The organism is Leifsonia poae, from assembly GCF_050632865.1.
Lineage (GTDB): Bacteria > Actinomycetota > Actinomycetes > Actinomycetales > Microbacteriaceae > Leifsonia > Leifsonia poae_B.
In genome coordinates, this window is sequence record NZ_JBODSA010000003.1 from 1,186,538 (window position 1) to 1,202,192 (window position 15,655).

At 72.1% G+C, this 15,655-nt stretch carries 18 protein-coding genes; 6 read left to right on the forward strand and 12 right to left on the reverse strand.

Annotated features, from left to right (window positions below):
• Position 1: 1 nt before the first annotated feature.
• Positions 2 to 334 (forward strand): ATP-dependent DNA ligase, encoded by a 333-nt coding sequence (locus tag ACRAWB_RS16145; RefSeq protein ID WP_431354248.1) that lies wholly within the window; start codon positions 2 to 4, stop codon positions 332 to 334.
• 7 nt (positions 335 to 341) lie between these two features.
• On the opposite strand, the gene ACRAWB_RS16150 is transcribed toward ACRAWB_RS16145, so the two are convergent.
• A complete protein-coding gene (locus ACRAWB_RS16150; RefSeq protein WP_431354249.1) occupies positions 342 to 1,217 on the reverse strand; it encodes an aminoglycoside phosphotransferase family protein in 876 nt (291 codons plus the stop codon).
• A 139-nt stretch (positions 1,218 to 1,356) separates the two neighbouring features.
• Here ACRAWB_RS16150 and ACRAWB_RS16155 point away from each other — a divergent pair, with 139 nt between their 5' ends.
• On the forward strand, positions 1,357 to 2,745 hold the full coding sequence (locus tag ACRAWB_RS16155; RefSeq protein ID WP_431354250.1) for a pyridoxal phosphate-dependent decarboxylase family protein: 1,389 nt from the start codon (positions 1,357 to 1,359) through the stop codon (positions 2,743 to 2,745).
• Between the two features lie 68 nt (positions 2,746 to 2,813).
• Here ACRAWB_RS16155 and ACRAWB_RS16160 read toward each other — a convergent pair whose 3' ends face one another.
• From ACRAWB_RS16160 to ACRAWB_RS16170, 3 genes are all read right to left on the reverse strand, one after another.
• Complete coding sequence (locus ACRAWB_RS16160) at positions 2,814 to 3,068, reverse strand: DUF6458 family protein (protein ID WP_064110016.1); 255 nt, start codon at positions 3,066 to 3,068, stop codon at positions 2,814 to 2,816.
• Between the two features lie 13 nt (positions 3,069 to 3,081).
• Entirely contained in the window at positions 3,082 to 3,246 is a 165-nt protein-coding gene (locus ACRAWB_RS16165) for a hypothetical protein (protein WP_183080093.1), read from the reverse strand.
• A 69-nt stretch (positions 3,247 to 3,315) separates the two neighbouring features.
• Positions 3,316 to 3,807 (reverse strand): MarR family winged helix-turn-helix transcriptional regulator, encoded by a 492-nt coding sequence (locus tag ACRAWB_RS16170; RefSeq protein ID WP_431354251.1) that lies wholly within the window; start codon positions 3,805 to 3,807, stop codon positions 3,316 to 3,318.
• 97 nt (positions 3,808 to 3,904) lie between these two features.
• Here ACRAWB_RS16170 and ACRAWB_RS16175 point away from each other — a divergent pair, with 97 nt between their 5' ends.
• Positions 3,905 to 5,230 carry a serine/threonine-protein kinase gene (locus ACRAWB_RS16175; protein WP_431354252.1) on the forward strand — a complete coding sequence of 442 codons (1,326 nt, stop codon included), beginning with the start codon at positions 3,905 to 3,907 and terminating at the stop codon, positions 5,228 to 5,230.
• A 59-nt stretch (positions 5,231 to 5,289) separates the two neighbouring features.
• Complete coding sequence (locus ACRAWB_RS16180; protein WP_431354253.1) at positions 5,290 to 6,267, forward strand: diacylglycerol/lipid kinase family protein; 978 nt, start codon at positions 5,290 to 5,292, stop codon at positions 6,265 to 6,267.
• Here ACRAWB_RS16180 and gap read toward each other — a convergent pair.
• From gap to ACRAWB_RS16205, 5 genes are all read right to left on the reverse strand, one after another.
• Positions 6,264 to 7,265 (reverse strand): type I glyceraldehyde-3-phosphate dehydrogenase, encoded by a 1,002-nt coding sequence (gene gap, locus ACRAWB_RS16185; protein WP_431354254.1) that lies wholly within the window; start codon positions 7,263 to 7,265, stop codon positions 6,264 to 6,266. The two genes, ACRAWB_RS16180 and gap, sit on opposite strands and share 4 nt — an antisense overlap.
• A gap of 136 nt (positions 7,266 to 7,401) precedes the next feature.
• On the reverse strand, positions 7,402 to 8,352 hold the full coding sequence (locus tag ACRAWB_RS16190; RefSeq protein ID WP_431354255.1) for a GlxA family transcriptional regulator: 951 nt from the start codon (positions 8,350 to 8,352) through the stop codon (positions 7,402 to 7,404).
• Positions 8,349 to 8,780, reverse strand: coding sequence for a MarR family winged helix-turn-helix transcriptional regulator (locus ACRAWB_RS16195; RefSeq protein ID WP_431354256.1), 432 nt, complete (start codon positions 8,778 to 8,780; stop codon positions 8,349 to 8,351). Before ACRAWB_RS16195 ends, ACRAWB_RS16190 begins: the two co-directional genes overlap by 4 nt.
• Positions 8,781 to 8,830: 50 nt before the next feature.
• A complete protein-coding gene (gene argG / locus ACRAWB_RS16200) occupies positions 8,831 to 10,264 on the reverse strand; it encodes an argininosuccinate synthase (protein ID WP_431354257.1) in 1,434 nt (477 codons plus the stop codon).
• Between the two features lie 10 nt (positions 10,265 to 10,274).
• A complete protein-coding gene (locus ACRAWB_RS16205; protein ID WP_431354258.1) occupies positions 10,275 to 10,763 on the reverse strand; it encodes a MarR family winged helix-turn-helix transcriptional regulator in 489 nt (162 codons plus the stop codon).
• Positions 10,764 to 10,822: 59 nt separating this feature from the next.
• Here ACRAWB_RS16205 and ACRAWB_RS16210 point away from each other — a divergent pair, with 59 nt between their 5' ends.
• On the forward strand, positions 10,823 to 11,452 hold the full coding sequence (locus tag ACRAWB_RS16210) for an NAD(P)-dependent oxidoreductase (protein WP_431354259.1): 630 nt from the start codon (positions 10,823 to 10,825) through the stop codon (positions 11,450 to 11,452).
• Between the two features lie 15 nt (positions 11,453 to 11,467).
• On the opposite strand, the gene ACRAWB_RS16215 is transcribed toward ACRAWB_RS16210, so the two are convergent.
• From ACRAWB_RS16215 to ACRAWB_RS16225, 3 genes are all read right to left on the reverse strand, one after another.
• Positions 11,468 to 12,055 carry a M15 family metallopeptidase gene (locus ACRAWB_RS16215; protein ID WP_431354260.1) on the reverse strand — a complete coding sequence of 196 codons (588 nt, stop codon included), beginning with the start codon at positions 12,053 to 12,055 and terminating at the stop codon, positions 11,468 to 11,470.
• 167 nt (positions 12,056 to 12,222) lie between these two features.
• The gene (locus ACRAWB_RS16220; RefSeq protein WP_431354261.1) at positions 12,223 to 13,923 is read right to left on the reverse strand and encodes an amidase; all 1,701 of its coding nucleotides are present in this window, start codon (positions 13,921 to 13,923) and stop codon (positions 12,223 to 12,225) included.
• The gene (locus ACRAWB_RS16225; RefSeq protein WP_431354262.1) at positions 13,920 to 14,954 is read right to left on the reverse strand and encodes an agmatine deiminase family protein; all 1,035 of its coding nucleotides are present in this window, start codon (positions 14,952 to 14,954) and stop codon (positions 13,920 to 13,922) included. Before ACRAWB_RS16225 ends, ACRAWB_RS16220 begins: the two co-directional genes overlap by 4 nt.
• A gap of 79 nt (positions 14,955 to 15,033) precedes the next feature.
• Between ACRAWB_RS16225 and ACRAWB_RS16230 the strand changes: the two genes are divergently transcribed.
• Positions 15,034 to 15,636 carry a TetR/AcrR family transcriptional regulator gene (locus ACRAWB_RS16230; RefSeq protein WP_431354263.1) on the forward strand — a complete coding sequence of 201 codons (603 nt, stop codon included), beginning with the start codon at positions 15,034 to 15,036 and terminating at the stop codon, positions 15,634 to 15,636.
• Positions 15,637 to 15,655 lie beyond the last annotated feature (19 nt).

Sequence of the window (15,655 nt, forward strand, 5' to 3'; positions counted from 1 at the left end):
GATGGGTTTTATGGTCTACGACAGCAGTACGCAGATCTCGTTCGACGATCGGGTGCTCGCCCACCTCGAGGTCGTCATCGTCTCGAAGCTGCGGCGCAAGGAGTCCTTCGCGCTCAGCTGGCGCGAGTCCCCCGACAACGGAGACGGACGCACGACGATCTGGATCGATCCGTCCATCCCGCTCCGCTTCCGGTACAGCGGGTCCCGGCCGCCGTCGCTCGACCGCGAGTGGATGGAGCGCCTTGCGGCCGCCGCCGCCAGCTCGAGCGGCCTGATCGCCATCGACGAGGACGGTCAGCCGGTCGTCGGCAGCACGCACGAGCGCGGGGTCTAGCCCAGGCTCACTCCTCGAACTGCTGGAGGGCGTGCCGGGCCAGCGCGGCCATCCGCGGGTTGTCGTCGGAGGCGGTGGCCAGCGCGGAGGACATGGCCACGGCCCAGCCGCGGGCGCGGAGCCAGGTCGCGGCGTCCGGAGCCTGGGGGAGCGCGCTCCGGAAGGCTTCTCGCGCCTCGCCGTCGAAGGTGAGCCACGCCGTCGCCAGGTCGGTGGCGGGATCGCCGGAGGTGACGTCCCCGAAGTCGACCACGGCCGCGAGACCTCCGTCGTCGGCGAGCAGCAGGTTGCCGGGATGGAGGTCCCCGTGCAGCAGCATCGGCGGACCCTCCCAGGCGGGGGCGTCCAGGGCCTTGCGCCAGACCTGCTCCAGGTGGGCCACCTCCATCCGGCCCGCGAGGGACCGCAGGCGCAGCCGGACGGCCTCGTGCCGGGACGCGAGCGGGACGCCGCGCACCGGGTTGTGCGGCGCGTCCGGCGCGGGGACGGCGAGCTCGCCGACGAAGCGCGCGAGCGGTTCGGCCAAGCCGGCGCGTGCTCCCGCGTCCACCGACGCGCCGTCGGTGCCGTCGAACCAGTCGACGATGCTCCACGGCCAGGGGAAGGTCGCCGACGGGACGCCGACGCGCACCGGGACGGGGACGGGCACCGACACGCGCTCGGCGATGCCCGGAAGCAGCTGCTGCTCGTGCTCGATCAGGTGCGCCGCCACCTCCCGGCGCGGGACTCGGACCGCGAGCCGGTCGCCGAGGCGGTAGAGCTGGTTGTCCCAGCCGTCCGAGACGAGGCGCAGCGGCGCGACGAGGTCGGGATGCTGTTCGGCGACCAGCCGGGCCACCAGTTCGGCGTCGGTGCGGATATCCGCGGCAGGTGTGTCGCTCACCGCTCGAACGTAGCAGAACGAGCGTCGCGCCAGGTGTTCGCGCGTGATAGCGGCGTACTGGGCCAGAGAGCGCACAATTCTTGCGTACAGCGCTAAACGCATGCTCGTTCCGTGTGAAAGCATTGCGGTCGGAGGAAGCATGACCCAGACCCAGAAGCCCGCCGCCCAGCTCCACGAGCGGATGCACGCCGTCACACCCGAGACCCGGGAGCTCGTCGACCTCGTGCTCGACTACTCGCGCCGCCGCATCCTGAGCGAGGACACCCCGCTCGACAAGCCGCTGCCCGAGTTCGAGCTGCGCCGCCTGGCCGGCCAGACCGTGTCGGAGACCGGCATCGGCGCCGAGCGCGCCCTTGCGCTCTTCGAGCACGTCCTCGCGCCGGCCTGCATCACGACGGACCACCCGCGGTACCTCTCCTTCATCCCGACCGCGCCGACCAAGGCCGCCACCGCCTTCGACCTCGTCGTCTCGGCGAGTGCCGTGTACGGCGGATCGTGGCTGGAAGGATCCGGCGCCGTCTACGCCGAGAACCAGGTGCTGTCGTGGCTGGCGGCCGAGTTCGGCCTCCCGTCGACCGCCGGCGGCGTGTTCGTGCAGGGCGGGACGCTCGGCAACCTGTCCGCGCTGGTCGCCGCCCGCGACGCGGCGCGCACCGAGCGCGGCAACCCCGCCGGCCGCTGGGTGATCGTCTGCAGTTCGGAAGCGCACTCCTCGGTGTCCTCGGCCGCCCGGGTGATGGATGTGGACGTCGTCGCGGTCTCGCCGGGCGAGTCCGGCATCCTGACCGGCGACGCCGTTCGTCCGGCGCTCGAGGAGTACGGGGACGCGGTCTTCGCGGTCGTCGCGACCGGCGGGTCCACCAACTTCGGCATCGTCGACGACATCGCGTCGGTCGCAGCCTTGAAGTCGGAGTTCTCGTTCTGGCTCCATGTCGACGGCGCCTACGGCCTGGCGGGGATGCTCTCCCCGCTCGCCCGGCACCGCTTCGCCGGGGTGGAGCACGCCGACTCGGTGATCGTCGACCCGCACAAGTGGCTGTTCGCGCCGTTCGACGCCTGCGCGCTGATCTACCGCGACCCCGAGGCGGGCCGCCGTGCCCACACGCAGCACGCCGAGTACCTGGACACGCTCACCGAGAACGCCGAGTGGAGCCCGTCGGACTACGCGGCGCACCTCACCCGGCGCGCCCGCGGCCTTCCGTTCTGGTTCTCGCTCGCCTCGCACGGCGCCGCGGCGTACCGCGACGCGGTGACCGCCTCCATCCGTCTGGCCGGCGAGATCGCCGACGAGATCGAGCGGCGCGACGGCTTCCGGCTCGTGCGCCACCCGCAGCTCTCGGTCGTCGTCTTCGAGCGCGAGGGATGGACGAAGGAGGATTACGCCGTCTGGTCCGCCCGACTGCTGGAGGAGCAGCGTGCGTTCGTCACGCCGAGCTCGCACGCCGGCCGACCGAACACGCGCTTCGCGGTGCTCAACCCGCTGACCACCTTCGACGACCTGGTCGGCATCCTCGACACCATGGAGTGATCAGGGGATGACAAAACCCCCGTGCCGAGCGGCACGGGGGTTTCGCCCATCCGAGAGGGAAAGAGGTGTCAGACGATGTCGTCCGACTCGCCCGTCCGGCGCGTCACGCGCTCGCCCGTCGCAGGATCGACGGCCGTGCGGGTGGTGGCGACGGAGGTGCGACGCCGGGTGAGCAGCACGATCCCGATGATGATGCCGATGACTCCGGCCACCATCAGGATGTAGCCCACCAGGTGCAGGTCGATCCAGCCGACCTGGATGTTCAGGGCGAACGCGAGGATCGCGCCCACCACGACGAGGAAGATTCCTGCGCCGAGGCTCATGGCTGCCTCCTGCCTAGACCCGTCGGCTTCCGGTGAGCAGTCGCACCAGCCAGACGATCACGGCCAGAACGAGCAGGATGATACCTACCCACAGGAGGAAGTTCAGGGACTGAACGAAGCCACCGGTGAGCAGCAGGATGATCGCGATGATCGCGACGATGATGAGCAGGATGTTCATGGAGAAGTGTCCTTTCCTTGACGTACTCCACCCAACAACTGCTTCAATTGCCTAGGAATCCCCTTGACTTCACGTGCGTTTCGGCCTAGCCGAGCGCTCCGACGCGATCCGATCCACGGTTTCGCGCATCTTCGTCAGGAAACGGGTGACGGTCTCCGCCTCGTCCGCGCTGAGTTCGGCGGTGGCGGCGGCGATCTGCTCCTGCGCAGCGGCCAGCAGCGGGCCCGTGTCGCCGAGCGCCGCGCGCGTGGGCACCAGCTCGACCGAGCGTTTGTCGATGCGGCTGGGACGCCGTTCGACGAAGCCGCTCTTCGCCAGCCGGTCGATCAGCAGAGTGGTCGAGGCGCTGGAGACCCCGAGATACGCGCTGATGTCCTTCGCGAAGGTCGGCCGGCCGAGGGCCGTGTTGTCGAGGATGAGACGGAGCGCGAGCAGGTCGTTCTCGCCGATGCCCATGGCCGCGCCGGTGCGCCGGCGCATGGCCGCCTCGGCTGCACGGTAGACCTGCAGCGCCTCCAGAACGCCCGTGTCGGGCGGAGTCGCTTCCGGTTCGTGCTTCACCTCCCCCAGTGATGCCCCATACGGCCCCGGATGCAACCAGGGTGGACATGACTGTCGGCGGATTCACGGACAGCCGGTCTGCGCGTATGCTCGCGCGGTGGACGACAGAGTGCTCCTGGAGCGGTACGAACTGCACGACCGGTTGGGTCGTGGCGGGATGGCGACCGTCTACCGGGCGACCGACCTGCGGCTCGACCGCGAGGTGGCCGTCAAGCTGTTCGCCCCCGGAACTGCGGTCGAGGACGCGCGCCGGCGCACCGAGGCGACGATGCTCGCGCGGCTGAGCCACCCGCACCTGGTCGCCCTGCATGACGCGCACCTGGCGTCCGACGGGGATACGACCCCGAGCTTCCTCGTGATGGAGCTGGTCGACGGCGAGGACCTTCGCAGCCGCCTGGAGCGCGGACCTGTGCCGCCGGACGAGGCGGTCGAGGTGACGGCCGGGATCGCGGAAGCGCTCGTCGTCGTGCACGAGGCCGGGATGGTGCACCGCGACCTCAAGCCCGGCAACATCCTGCTCGCCGACTCCAGCGTTCCGGGCGGTCGCCCGGTCGTCAAGCTCGCCGACTTCGGCATCGCGCACCTGGTCGGCTCGGAGCGGATCACCACGATCGGCACCGTCATCGGGACGGCCGGCTACCTCAGTCCCGAGCAGGTCTTCGGCGGCGAGCCCGGGCCGGCGGCGGACATCTACTCTCTCGGGCTCCTGACGCTGGAGATGCTGACCGGCGTTCGCGAGTACCCCGGGACGCCGGTCGAGGCGGTGGCCGCGCGCGCGGCGCGCGACCCGCGGATCCCCGCGTCGCTGCCCGAGGACTGGCGCGGCCTGATCGCCGCGATGACCGCGCGCGACCCGTCGCTGCGGCCGACCGCGATGGAGGTCGCCGTGATGGCGCGGGAGCTCGCGCCGCAGCTGACGGGGTGGGTGCCGGAGGCGCCGGAGGATGTCGCGACGCAGGCGGTGACGGGGCCGACCGCCGGGGCCGTCGCAGCGGCGGCGACGGATCCGACGCGCATCCTCTCCTCCCGTCGCGCGGCGCGCGACACGAAGACGACGCGCCGCCGCCGCGGGATCGTGGCCACCGGCGCCGTCGCCGGCTCCATCCTGGTGGTCGCCGCGACGCTCGCCCTGGGCAGCATGGTGGCGCCCGCGTCGGAGGAGCCGGAGTCGGTGCCGACCACTCCGCGGCCGACGCCGACCGTGCAGGCGCCGGCGACGACCGTCGCGCCGGCGGTCACGACCACCACGCCGGAGCCGCAGCAGCAGGCGCCGGAGCAGCAGGCACCGGAGCAGTCGAATCCGGCGCCCGCTCCCGCTCCTGCTCCCGCTCCCGCGCCTGCCCAGCCCCGGCCGGGCCCCGGCGCGGATCACCCGAACAAGGGGCCGGGTAAGAACAGCGGGGGACCCGGTAAGGGCAAGTGACGAGGGGACCCGCCCCCTCCCGCTTCCGCACCCGCGACTTCCCCGGTACTGTCCCCGGTATGCCCGAGCAACCGAGGACCGCAGCGATCGTCGTGAACCCGGTGAAGGTGGATGAGCCCGCGTTGCGAGAGGCGCTGGCCGCCGCCGAGAAGCGCTGGGGGTGGAACGAGACGTTATGGCTCGAGACCACCGAGGACGACCCCGGCAGCGGGCAGACGAAGGAAGCCCTCGAGAAGGGCGTCGACGTCGTCATCGCCGCGGGCGGCGACGGCACGGTCCGCACGGTCGCAGAGGAGCTTCGCGGTACCGGCACGCCGATCGCGCTGCTGCCCTCGGGAACGGGCAATCTGCTGGCCCGTAACCTGAACCTCACGCTGGATGACATCGAGAACGCCCTCGACTCCGCCTTCGACGGCGGCGACCGGACGATCGACATGGGCGTGATCGAGCTGCGCGACGGCAGCGGCGGCACCCGGCGGCACGCCTATCTGGTGATGGCCGGTGTCGGGATAGACGCCCAGATGATCGCCGCGACCGACGAGGACCTGAAGGCCAAGCACGGCTGGCTCGCCTATGTGAAGGCGATCGGTACGGTGTTGCGGGACAAGAACCAGCTCCGCGTGCGCTACCGCCTGGACGACTACGGCCAGCGCTCGATGCGCGCCCACACCGTCCTGATCGGCAACTGCGGCTCGCTGCCCGCCAACATCCTGCTGCTCCCCGAGGCCGCGGTCGACGACGGGCAGTTCGACATCGTCGTGCTGCGCCCGGAGGGGTTCGTCGGCTGGGTGCAGATCGTGGTCAAGATCTTCTGGGAGAACGGCGTGCTCCGGCGCACCACCGTCGGCCGGCGCCTGATGGGCGCCGACCGGGAGGTGCGGGCGATGAACTACCTCAAGGGCAAGGAGTTCGTGATGCGGCTGAGCCGGGCCGAGGAGGTGGAGCTGGACGGTGACCTGTTCGGCCGCGCCTCCGCCCTGCGCACCTGGGTCGACCCGTCCAGCCTCGTCGTGAAGGTGCCCAAGGAGGCTGCCTAAACGGCCTCGGCCAGCAGCTCCAGCGTGTCGACGACGCGGTTGGAGAAGCCCCACTCGTTGTCGTACCAGGCGACGACCTTGATGTGACGGCCGTCCACGCGGGTCAGCGCGGCGTCGAAGATGGACGACGCGGGCTGCCCGGTGATGTCGCTCGAGACGAGCGGGGCGTCGGCGTACTCCAGGATGCCGCGGAGCGCGCCGTCGGCGGCCTCGCGGTAGGCGGCCAGCACCTCGTCGCGGGTGACGTCGCGCGACACGGTCGTGTTGAGTTCCACGATCGAGCCGACCGGGACCGGGACGCGGATGGAGTCGCCCGACAGCTTGCCGTCGAGCTGCGGCAGAACCAGACCGATCGCCTTCGCGGCGCCCGTGGTCGTGGGAACGATGTTGACCGCGGCGGCGCGGGCGCGGCGGAGGTCGCGGTGGGGGCCGTCCTGGAGGTTCTGCTCCTGCGTGTAGGCGTGCACGGTCGTCATGAAGCCGTGCTCGATGCCCGCGAGGTCGTCCAGCACCTTCGCCAGCGGAGCCAGAGCGTTCGTGGTGCAGGAGGCGTTGGAGACGATCAGGTGGTTCTCCGCGTCGAACGCGTCGGTGTTGACGCCGTAGGCGAGCGTGACGTCCGCCCCGTCGGCGGGGGCGCTGACAAGCACGCGCTTGGCGCCGGCGGTCAGGTGCCCGCGGGCGGCGTCGGCGGAGGTGAAGCGTCCGGTGGACTCGAGCACCACATCCACGCCCAGCTCGGCCCAGGGCAGGTCGGCCGGCTCGCGTTCGGCGAGGACGCGGATGCGGCGGCCGTCCACGACCAGCGTGTCGCCGTCGACCTCGACGGTGCGGCCGAGACGGCCGAGCGAGCTGTCGTACGCGAGCAGGTGGGCGAGGGTGGCGGGTGCGGTGAGGTCGTTGACGGCGACGACCTCGAGATCGGAGTCGCGCTCCAGCAGGGCGCGGAGGGTGTTGCGGCCGATGCGGCCGAATCCGTTGATGGCGATGCGGGTCATGGTGTGTGGTGTTCCTTTCGTGTGACCGCATCCATGCTGCGCGGGGCGCCGAGGCATCGACAGTGGCGCGCGGGACATGATGCGCAAGCATCCCGCCAGAGATTGAGCCATGCGGCGAAAGGATCGTGCCAGGCTCTCAGGCCGAGAACGTGTGCCGGTACTCCGTCGGCGAGGTGCCCAGGATGCGCTGGAAGTGCAGCCGCAGGTTCGCGCCCGTCCCGAGACCGACCCGCGCCGCGATCTGCTCGACACCGAGGTCGGTGCGCTCGAGGAGTTCGCGGGCGAGGTCGACGCGTGCGCGCAGCACCCACTGCATCGGGGTGTAGCCGGTGTCCTCGACGAAGCGGCGGGAGAAGGTCCGGGCCGACACCTTCGCGTTGCGGGCCAGCGCTTCGAGGGTCAGCGGCTCGGCGAGGTGGGCGAGCGCCCACTCCCGCGTCCCGGCGAAGAGGTCGCCGAGGGGTTCCGGGACGCTGCGGGGCACGTACTGCGCCTGGCCGCCGCTGCGGTAGGGCGCGGCGACGAGCCGCCGGGCCACGCGGTTCGACAGCCCGACCCCGTGATCGCGGCGCACCAGGTGCAGGCAGAGGTCGATGCCGGACGCGGCTCCCGCGGAGGTGAGGATGTCGCCCTCGTCGACGAACAGCACGTTCTCGTCGACCCGGACGAGGGGATGCCGCTCCGCGAGTGCGCGCGTGTAGTGCCAGTGGGTGGTCGCGCGCTTGCCGTCGAGGAGCCCGGTCGCCGCCAGGGCGAACGCTCCGGTCGAGATCGCGGCGAGCCGTGCGCCGCGCTCTTGCGCTGCGAGCAGGGCGCCGACCACCGACGCCGGCGGGTCGGTGGTCGCGGGGTTGCGGTAGCCGGGCACGAACACCGTATCGGCCTGCTCCAGCGCCTCCAGCCCGTCGGCCACGTGGTACGAGAGCCCGTCGCCGCCGGTCACCAGGCCCGGTGCCGCACCGCAGACACGCACCTCGTACGGCATGCTCGGCCGGTGCGAGAACACCTGGGCGGGGATGCCGACATCGAGCGGCTTCGCGCCCTCCAGCACCAGTACGGCGACGCGGTGCACGCCGCTGTCGCTCATGACCGGGCGGACACGATCTGCAGCAGAGCGGCGCGCAGCGCGGCGGGGTCGTCGACCTCGGGGAACACCTCGTCCTCCAGCCCGCGGACACCCGCGAAGGCCGCGCGCCCCTCGTCGGTCACGGCGAGGACGTGGCGGCGCCGGTCCACCGTATCGGGTTGCCGCACCAGCAGTCCTTCGCGCTCCAGGCGGTCCACCGTGCGGGACATCGTCTGCGGCTCGACCCGCGCCAGACGGGCGAGGTCGGACTGCGAGTCGAAGCCCAGCTCCAGCAGGTGCAGGACGACCAGGCCGGCGTGGGTCAGGCCGCGCTGCTCCAGGGCCTCCGCCCAGGCGCGCTCGACGGTGCGGGAGGCGGCGCCGAGCAGCCGGCCCAGCGGCCAGTTCTCGGGGCGGTGCTCCTCCGCCTCCACCTCGTGCTTGTCCATACGCTCATCGTACGTTCGGCCGGGGCCGCGACGCGCGCGGCCCGACGGGCTCAGTCGGTGCCCGAGTCGAACGCGGCACCTTCCGAGCTCAGGTCGATCTCGCGCGACAGCTCCTCGTCGACCGGCTCGACGCCCTCGAGGATGGAGCGCGCGCTGCCCTCCTCCAGCTCGCCGACGAGCTCGCCGGTCGGTCCGCCGATGAGGCCGGATGCGGCGTACTGCTCCAGGCGGGAGCGGGAGTCGGCGATGTCGAGGTTGCGCATGGTCAGCTGGCCGATGCGGTCGCCGGGGCCGAAGGCGGAGTTGCCCACGCGCTCCATGGACAGCTTCTCGGGGTGGTAGCTGAGCGCCGGTCCGGTCGTGTCGAGGATCGTGTAGTCGTCGCCGCGGCGGAGGCGCACGGTGACCTCGCCGGTGATGGCGGAGCCGACCCAGCGCTGCAGCGACTCGCGCAGCATGAGCGACTGCGGGTCGAGCCAGCGGCCCTCGTACATCAGGCGGCCGAGGCGGCGGCCCTCGTTGTGGTAGTTGGCGACCGTGTCCTCGTTGTGGATCGCGTTGAGCAGGCGCTCGTAGACGATGTGCAGCAGGGCCATGCCCGGCGCCTCGTAGATGCCGCGGCTCTTCGCCTCGATGATGCGGTTCTCGATCTGGTCGGACGCGCCGAGGCCGTGGCGGCCGCCGATCGCGTTCGCCTCGAGCACCAGGGCCACCGGGTCGTCGAACTCCACGCCGTTGATCGCGACCGGCCGGCCGGCCTCGAATCGCACGGACACCGTCTCGGGCGTCACGTCGACGTCGTCGCGCCAGGCGGCGACGCCCATGATCGGGTCGACGATGTCGAGCCCCGCATCCAGCTCCTCCAGGCGCTTCGCCTCGTGGGTGGCGCCCCAGATGTTGGCGTCGGTCGAGTAGGCCTTCTCGCTGGGGTCGCGGTAGGGGAAGCCGCGCGCGACCAGCCACTCGCTCATCTCCGTGCGGCCGCCGAGCTCTTCGACGAACGCCGAGTCGAGCCACGGCTTGTAGATGCGCAGCCGCGGGTTGGCGATGAGGCCGTAGCGGTAGAACCGCTCGATGTCGTTGCCCTTGTAGGTGGAGCCGTCGCCCCAGATCTCGACGCCGTCGTCCATCATCGCGCGCACCAGCATGACGCCGGTCACCGCGCGGCCCAGCGGGGTCGTGTTGAAGTAGGTCTTGCCGGCGGAGCGGATGTGGAACGCGCCGCACTGCAGCGCGATCAGCCCCTCCTCGACCAGGGCGCGCTTCGCGTCCACCAGCCGGGAGATCTCGGCGCCGTACTCCTTGGCGCGGCCGGGCACCGCGTCGATGTCCGGCTCGTCGTACTGGCCGATGTCGGCGGTGTACGTGCAGGGGATCGCGCCCTTCTCGCGCATCCAGGCGACCGCGCAGGAGGTGTCGAGCCCTCCTGAGAACGCGATGCCGACTCGTTCACCGACGGGCAGACTGCTCAGAACCTTGGACACGGCATCCAGCTTACTGGGGGCTCTCCTGGCCGTGCTGCTCGAGGCCCGGGTGCACACCCGGCTGGTAGCCGCTGCCCGCGACCATCCGGGTGAGGATCGCCAGGAGGGTCGCCCGGTCGTCGGGCGTCAGCCGGCCGAGCATGGCCTCCTCCTGCTCGTCGGCCAGGCGTGTGGCGGCGCTGACGACATCCCGCGCGGACGGGGTCAGGTGGATGGCGTACGCACGCCGGTCGTCGGGGTGCCGGCGCCGCTCCACGAGGCCGCGCTGCTCGAGGTCGTCGATCAGGGTCACCATCGAGTTGCGGTGCAGGCCGAGGGCCGTCGCGAGCTCCTGCTGGGTGCGTCCCTCCTGCCGGGCGACGTGCACCAGGATGCCGTAGCGGTTGGGGGTGAGCCCGAGCGGGGCGAGGGCGGCGGTGAATGCTTGGGCGCTCTGGAGTCCCAGCTGCGAGACCAGGAAGCTGGCCCGGGACTCGAGGGCGGGGGGCTCGGAGCTCATGGTCACATGATACCGATCAGTGATTGCACGTTACTGTGACTATCACCTAGCATGACGACATGAGACTGACCATCTTCGGAGCCAGCGGACAGACCGGCCGGCTGATCACCCACCAGGCGCTCGAGCAGGGACACGATGTGACGGTCGTCCTGCGCCGGCCCTCCGACGACGTGGATGCGCGTGCCGACGTCCGCGTCGTACCCTCGCTCGACGACACGGCGGCGGTGCGCGCCGCGCTCGCCGGGGCGGACGCCGCCCTCTCGGGCGTCGGGCCGCGCAAGCGTGCGGACGCACCGGTGGCGGCGCCCGCAACCCGCGCGATCCTCCGGGCTGCGGAGGGGACCGGGCTGCGGCTCGTCGTCATCAGCGCGGCACCCGTCGAGCCGCCGCCGGCCGACGACAGCTTCATCAGCCGGCGGATCGCCCTGCCGCTGATCGGCGTGCTCCTGCGTCCCGTGTACGACGACCTCCGCGAGATGGAGCGGTCGCTGCGGGAGTCGGACGCCGTGTGGACCGCGTTCCGGCCGCCGATGCTCACCTCGGGGCGCGCGACCGGAAACTATCGCACCCGCATCGGCGGCAGCGTCCCGCGCGGCTTCACCGTGTCGCGGGCGGACCTGGCGGATGCGATGCTCGCCAGCCTGCAGCGTCCAGAGACCGAGCGCGCCGCGGTCGGGATCGCGGGCTGAGGTCCGCTCGGGTCGTCAGCCGCGCCCGTCGGCGGACTGAGCCGGGCACTCACCGCCCGGCTCGGTGCGCAGCTCGAAGTGCCACGCCTCGTTGGCATACGTCTGGCACAGGCCCCAGGCGTTGCCGAAGCGGTTGAGGTAGTCCATCGCGCCGGCGTCGGCGATGTCGACCGCCTCGCCGCGGACGTGGGCCGAGTCGCTTCCGCGCTTCACCCACTTCTCGGCCTCCTCCTCGCTGCCGTACTGCTGGACCGCCTGCGCGAACAGGTGCTCCTGGTACCGCTCGGAGCGCCATCCGTCGGCGATGGTGATGTCGTGGCCGGCGCCCTCGCGCCGCATGGACTCCTGCGCGTCGCGGAGGGCGGCGAGCAGCGCGGGGTCGAGGCGCGCGACGGCGGGGAGGTCGCTGTCGAGGCTCAGGGAGCTGCCGTCGGGGATGTAGCCGTCGTCGTCGGTGAGGCCGTCCGCGGTGGTGGCGCCGCCGGCCGCGGGGAGGCTCGCGGGTCGCGCCATGGCGGCGCTGCCGCCCGCCGCGCATCCAGCGAGGGCGGCGGCGAGCAGGAGGGCGGACGCGGCGCCGATGAAACGGTTCGTGGAGTGCATGCCTCCACGCTCGCAGCCCGTGCGCGCCGCGCGCGTCCCTCCCGCGACCCATCCGCATCCCTCCCGAGACCGACCCCGCCCCCTCTATCGAGTGGCGCCCAGCCCGCGGGCACAGGAAAAACGTCGCGATCCGGCGCGATCGGCGACGTCTTTCCTGTGCTCGGCGGCTAGGGGAGGGGCGGGGTGCGCGGCGGGGCGGTGCGGCGGCGGCCGGTCGCCTCGAAGGCGGCGGCGAGGGCGAGCAGGCGCGCGTCGTCGTAGGCGCGGCCGGCGAACGTCAGCCCGACGGGCATCCCGATGTCCGCCATGGTGCCCATCGGCACCGTGACGGTCGGGATGCCGAGGTGCCGCGGCACCAGGTTGCCGTTCGCGACCCACACGCCGTTGCGCCAGCCGAGGTCTGCCGAGGCCGGGTTCACGTCCATGTCCGCCGGCGCCACGTCGGCCACGGCGGGGAAGACGACGGCGTCGAGGCCGAGCCCGTCCATCCACTCCTCCAGGTCGACGCGGCGGGTCTCCTCGAGTCCGCGCAGTCCGTCGGCCAGCTCCGGGATGCTGTCCAACGTCGTCCCGGGGTGCTCCCGCACCCAGGCGGGGTAGTCGGCGATGTCGTCCTCGAACCCGGTGTACCGGTCGGGCAGAGCGCCCTCGGGCTGCGGGAAGATGCGCGCGCCGTCGACGTCGGCCAGGGTTCGCAGCGCGGGGTCGCCGTTCGCGTCGAGGAAGTCGTCCCACGCCCACGCCGACAGGTCGACGATCTCGCGGCGCAGGAACTCGCGGCTGACGAGCCCGCGCGTCGCGATCGTCGGCGCGCCCGGTCGGTCGCCCTCGTAGTTCGAGACCACGGGGAAGTCGACCTCCGCAACGGTCGCACCGGCGGCCTCGAGGTCGCGGCGGGCCGCCTCCCACAGGGCGATGACGGAGTCGCGGGTCTCGATCCGCTGCCCGGTCGGGCCGCCGATGCCCGGGTGCTCGGCGGTCCCGGCCTCGGGGTCGGCGTTGATGTACATGCGCGGGACGCCCACGCGGCGGCCGGCGAGCGACGCGCCCTCCGCGAGCGCCGGATACGACGCGGGCCGGAGCTCCGACGCCGCGGGCAGCGGCACCCACGGCTGCGCCCGCCAGAAGTCGCCGCGCGTCTCGACGTCGTCCGCGACGATGACGTCGAGCACGTCGAGCAGGTCGGCCATCGTCCGCGTGTGCGGCACCACCACATCCATCGTCGGCACCAGCGGCCAGTTGCCGCGCACCGAGATGATCCCGCGCGACGGCGTGTACGCGCAGAGGGCGTTGTTGGATGCGGGGGCGCGCCCGGAGGACCACGTCTCCTCGCCGAGCCCGAAGGCCGCGAAGCTCGCCGCGGTCGCCGTGCCCGAGCCGTTCGAGGATCCCGACCCGAACGCAGCCGTCAGGTAGTCGCCGTTGTACGGGGACTCGGCGCGGCCGTAGACGCCGCGCTGCATCCCGCCGTTGGCCATCGGCGGCATGTTCGTGAGCCCCAGCAGGATCGCCCCGCCGGCACGCAGCCGCTCGATCGTGAAGGCGTCGCGCTGCGCGACCAGGTGCTCGAACGCGGGCGAGCCGGCGGCGGCGGTCAGGCCGCGAGCGAGGTAGCTGTCCTTCGCCGTGTAGGGGATGCCGTCGAGCGGTCCCCGCGTCTCGCCGCGTGCCCGGCGCTCGTCCGATGCGCGCGCCTCCGCCAGGGCGTCCGGGTTGCGGACGACCACGGCGTTCAGCCGCGGACCCGCTGCGTCGTAGGCGTCGATCCGCGCCAGGTACGCCGTCACCAGCTCCTCGCTGGTCGTCTCTCCGGCCTCGAGCGCTCGCCGCAGCTCGGCGATGGAGGCCTCGACCACGTCGAACGTCATGCGTTCACCGCCGGCTGCTGCTGGGTGATGCAGTGGATGCCGCCACCGCGCGCGAAGATCGGGCGCGAGTCCACCATGGTGACGCGGCGACCCGGATAGACCGCTTCCAGGATCTCGGTCGCCTCGGCGTCCGCCTTCTCCTCGCCGAAGCCGCAGGCCACGACGCCGTCGTTGACGACCAGGTGGTTGACGTAGCTCCAGTCGACGAAGCCCTCCTCGTCGCGGAGGGTCGCCGGCGCGGGGAGCTCGACGATGTCCCAGCTGCGGCCCGCCGCATCCGTCGTCTCGGCCAGCATCGCGCGCAGCTCGCGCGAGACCTCGTAATCGGGGTGCTCCGGGTCGCGCTGCGTGTGGAGCAGGAGGGTGCCGGGGGACGGGATGGTCGCCACGATGTCGACGTGGCCGTTCGTGCCGAAATCGTCGTAGTCGCGGGTGAGGCCCCGCGGCAGCCAGATCGCGTGGGTCGCGCCGATGGTGCGGGCCATCTCCGCCTCGACGCGCGCCTTGTCGGCGTACTTGTTGCGCCGCGGGTCGAGCTGCACCGTCTCGGTGAGCAGAACCGTCCCCTCGCCGTCGACGTGGATGCCGCCGCCCTCGTTGACGAGGAGGGAGCTGATGAGCTCGGCGCCGGTGCGCTCCGCGACGAAACGGGCGATCTCGGCGGACTTCCGCCACTCCGCCCACTCCGGGTCGCCCCAGCCGTTGAACGTCCAGTCGACCGCGCCGAGCACGCCGGGGCGCTCGTCGTCGACGACGAAGGTGGGGCCGAAGTCGCGCATCCAGAACTCGTCGAGCGGCGCCTCCACCTGCTCGATGTGGCTGCCGAGCATCCGCCGGGCGCGGTCGCGCTCGGTCGGGTCGACGACCATGGTGAGCGGTTCGTACTCGGCGACCGCGTGGGCGACAGCGGTCCAGGACGCGTAGGCCTCCTCGGCGGAGGCGGCGTCGTCGCCGAGGGTGAGGCCGGCGCGCGGGAACGCCATCCAGGTGCGCTCGTGGGGTGCCGTCTCGGCGGGCATGCGCCAGGTCATCGAGTCCTCCATCGGTCGGCGACATTTTATTGATCGTGCGATCAATAGTTGTGAAGAAAGTACCTATACTGGGCGGACGATGTCAAGAGCCCCCCGCCGCCCGCCGGCTGAGCGCCGCACCGAGCTGGCCACCGCCGCGCGCGACCTCGCGCTGTCCGACGGCCTCGCCGCGGTCACGCTGCGCGGCGTCGCGGGGCGCGCGGGAGTGACCCCCGCCCTCGTCGCGCACTACCACCCCGCCATGGACGCGCTGGTCGCGTCGGCCTTCGCCGCGGTCGTCGGCGCGGAGCTGGCCGAGGTGCGCACGCTGCTCGCCGGTGCCGACGGCCCGACGCAGCGGCTCGCGGTGCTGCTCCGCACCCTGCTCGACGGTACGCGCGACGACGTCACCCTGGTCTGGGTGGAGGCCTGGGCGCTCGGCCGCCGAAACGAAGCGCTCGCCGAGGCGGTGCGCGAGCAGATGGATGCGTGGCAGGAGCTCATCCTCGGCATCATGCAGGAGGGCGTGGAGGCCGGCGAGTTCCACGCCGACGACCCGGCGCAGGCTGCGTGGCAGTTGCTGGGGATGATCGACGGGCTGAACGCGCAGGCGCTGGTGCGCTGGGGCGGTGGTGACCGGGGGCCGGTGTTGGCGCGCGCGGTGGAGGGGATGCTGGGGTTGCGGCGCGGGGCGCTCGATTGAGTGTACGGCGGATTGCCGT

Excerpts from the sequence above, each read along its gene's own strand:
- ACRAWB_RS16145 (WP_431354248.1), top strand. The coding sequence starts at position 2 with ATGGGTTTTATGGTCTACGACAGCAGTACGCAGATCTCGTTCGACGAT.
- ACRAWB_RS16155 (WP_431354250.1), top strand. The coding sequence starts at position 1,357 with ATGACCCAGACCCAGAAGCCCGCCGCCCAGCTCCACGAGCGGATGCAC.
- ACRAWB_RS16160 (WP_064110016.1), bottom strand. The coding sequence starts at position 3,068 with ATGAGCCTCGGCGCAGGAATCTTCCTCGTCGTGGTGGGCGCGATCCTC.
- ACRAWB_RS16165 (WP_183080093.1), bottom strand. The coding sequence starts at position 3,246 with ATGAACATCCTGCTCATCATCGTCGCGATCATCGCGATCATCCTGCTG.
- ACRAWB_RS16180 (WP_431354253.1), top strand. The coding sequence starts at position 5,290 with ATGCCCGAGCAACCGAGGACCGCAGCGATCGTCGTGAACCCGGTGAAG.
- gap (WP_431354254.1), bottom strand. The coding sequence starts at position 7,265 with ATGACCCGCATCGCCATCAACGGATTCGGCCGCATCGGCCGCAACACC.
- ACRAWB_RS16190 (WP_431354255.1), bottom strand. The coding sequence starts at position 8,352 with ATGAGCGACAGCGGCGTGCACCGCGTCGCCGTACTGGTGCTGGAGGGC.
- ACRAWB_RS16195 (WP_431354256.1), bottom strand. The coding sequence starts at position 8,780 with ATGGACAAGCACGAGGTGGAGGCGGAGGAGCACCGCCCCGAGAACTGG.
- ACRAWB_RS16205 (WP_431354258.1), bottom strand. The coding sequence starts at position 10,763 with ATGAGCTCCGAGCCCCCCGCCCTCGAGTCCCGGGCCAGCTTCCTGGTC.
- ACRAWB_RS16210 (WP_431354259.1), top strand. The coding sequence starts at position 10,823 with ATGAGACTGACCATCTTCGGAGCCAGCGGACAGACCGGCCGGCTGATC.
- ACRAWB_RS16215 (WP_431354260.1), bottom strand. The coding sequence starts at position 12,055 with ATGCACTCCACGAACCGTTTCATCGGCGCCGCGTCCGCCCTCCTGCTC.
- ACRAWB_RS16220 (WP_431354261.1), bottom strand. The coding sequence starts at position 13,923 with ATGACGTTCGACGTGGTCGAGGCCTCCATCGCCGAGCTGCGGCGAGCG.
- ACRAWB_RS16225 (WP_431354262.1), bottom strand. The coding sequence starts at position 14,954 with ATGACCTGGCGCATGCCCGCCGAGACGGCACCCCACGAGCGCACCTGG.
- ACRAWB_RS16230 (WP_431354263.1), top strand. The coding sequence starts at position 15,034 with ATGTCAAGAGCCCCCCGCCGCCCGCCGGCTGAGCGCCGCACCGAGCTG.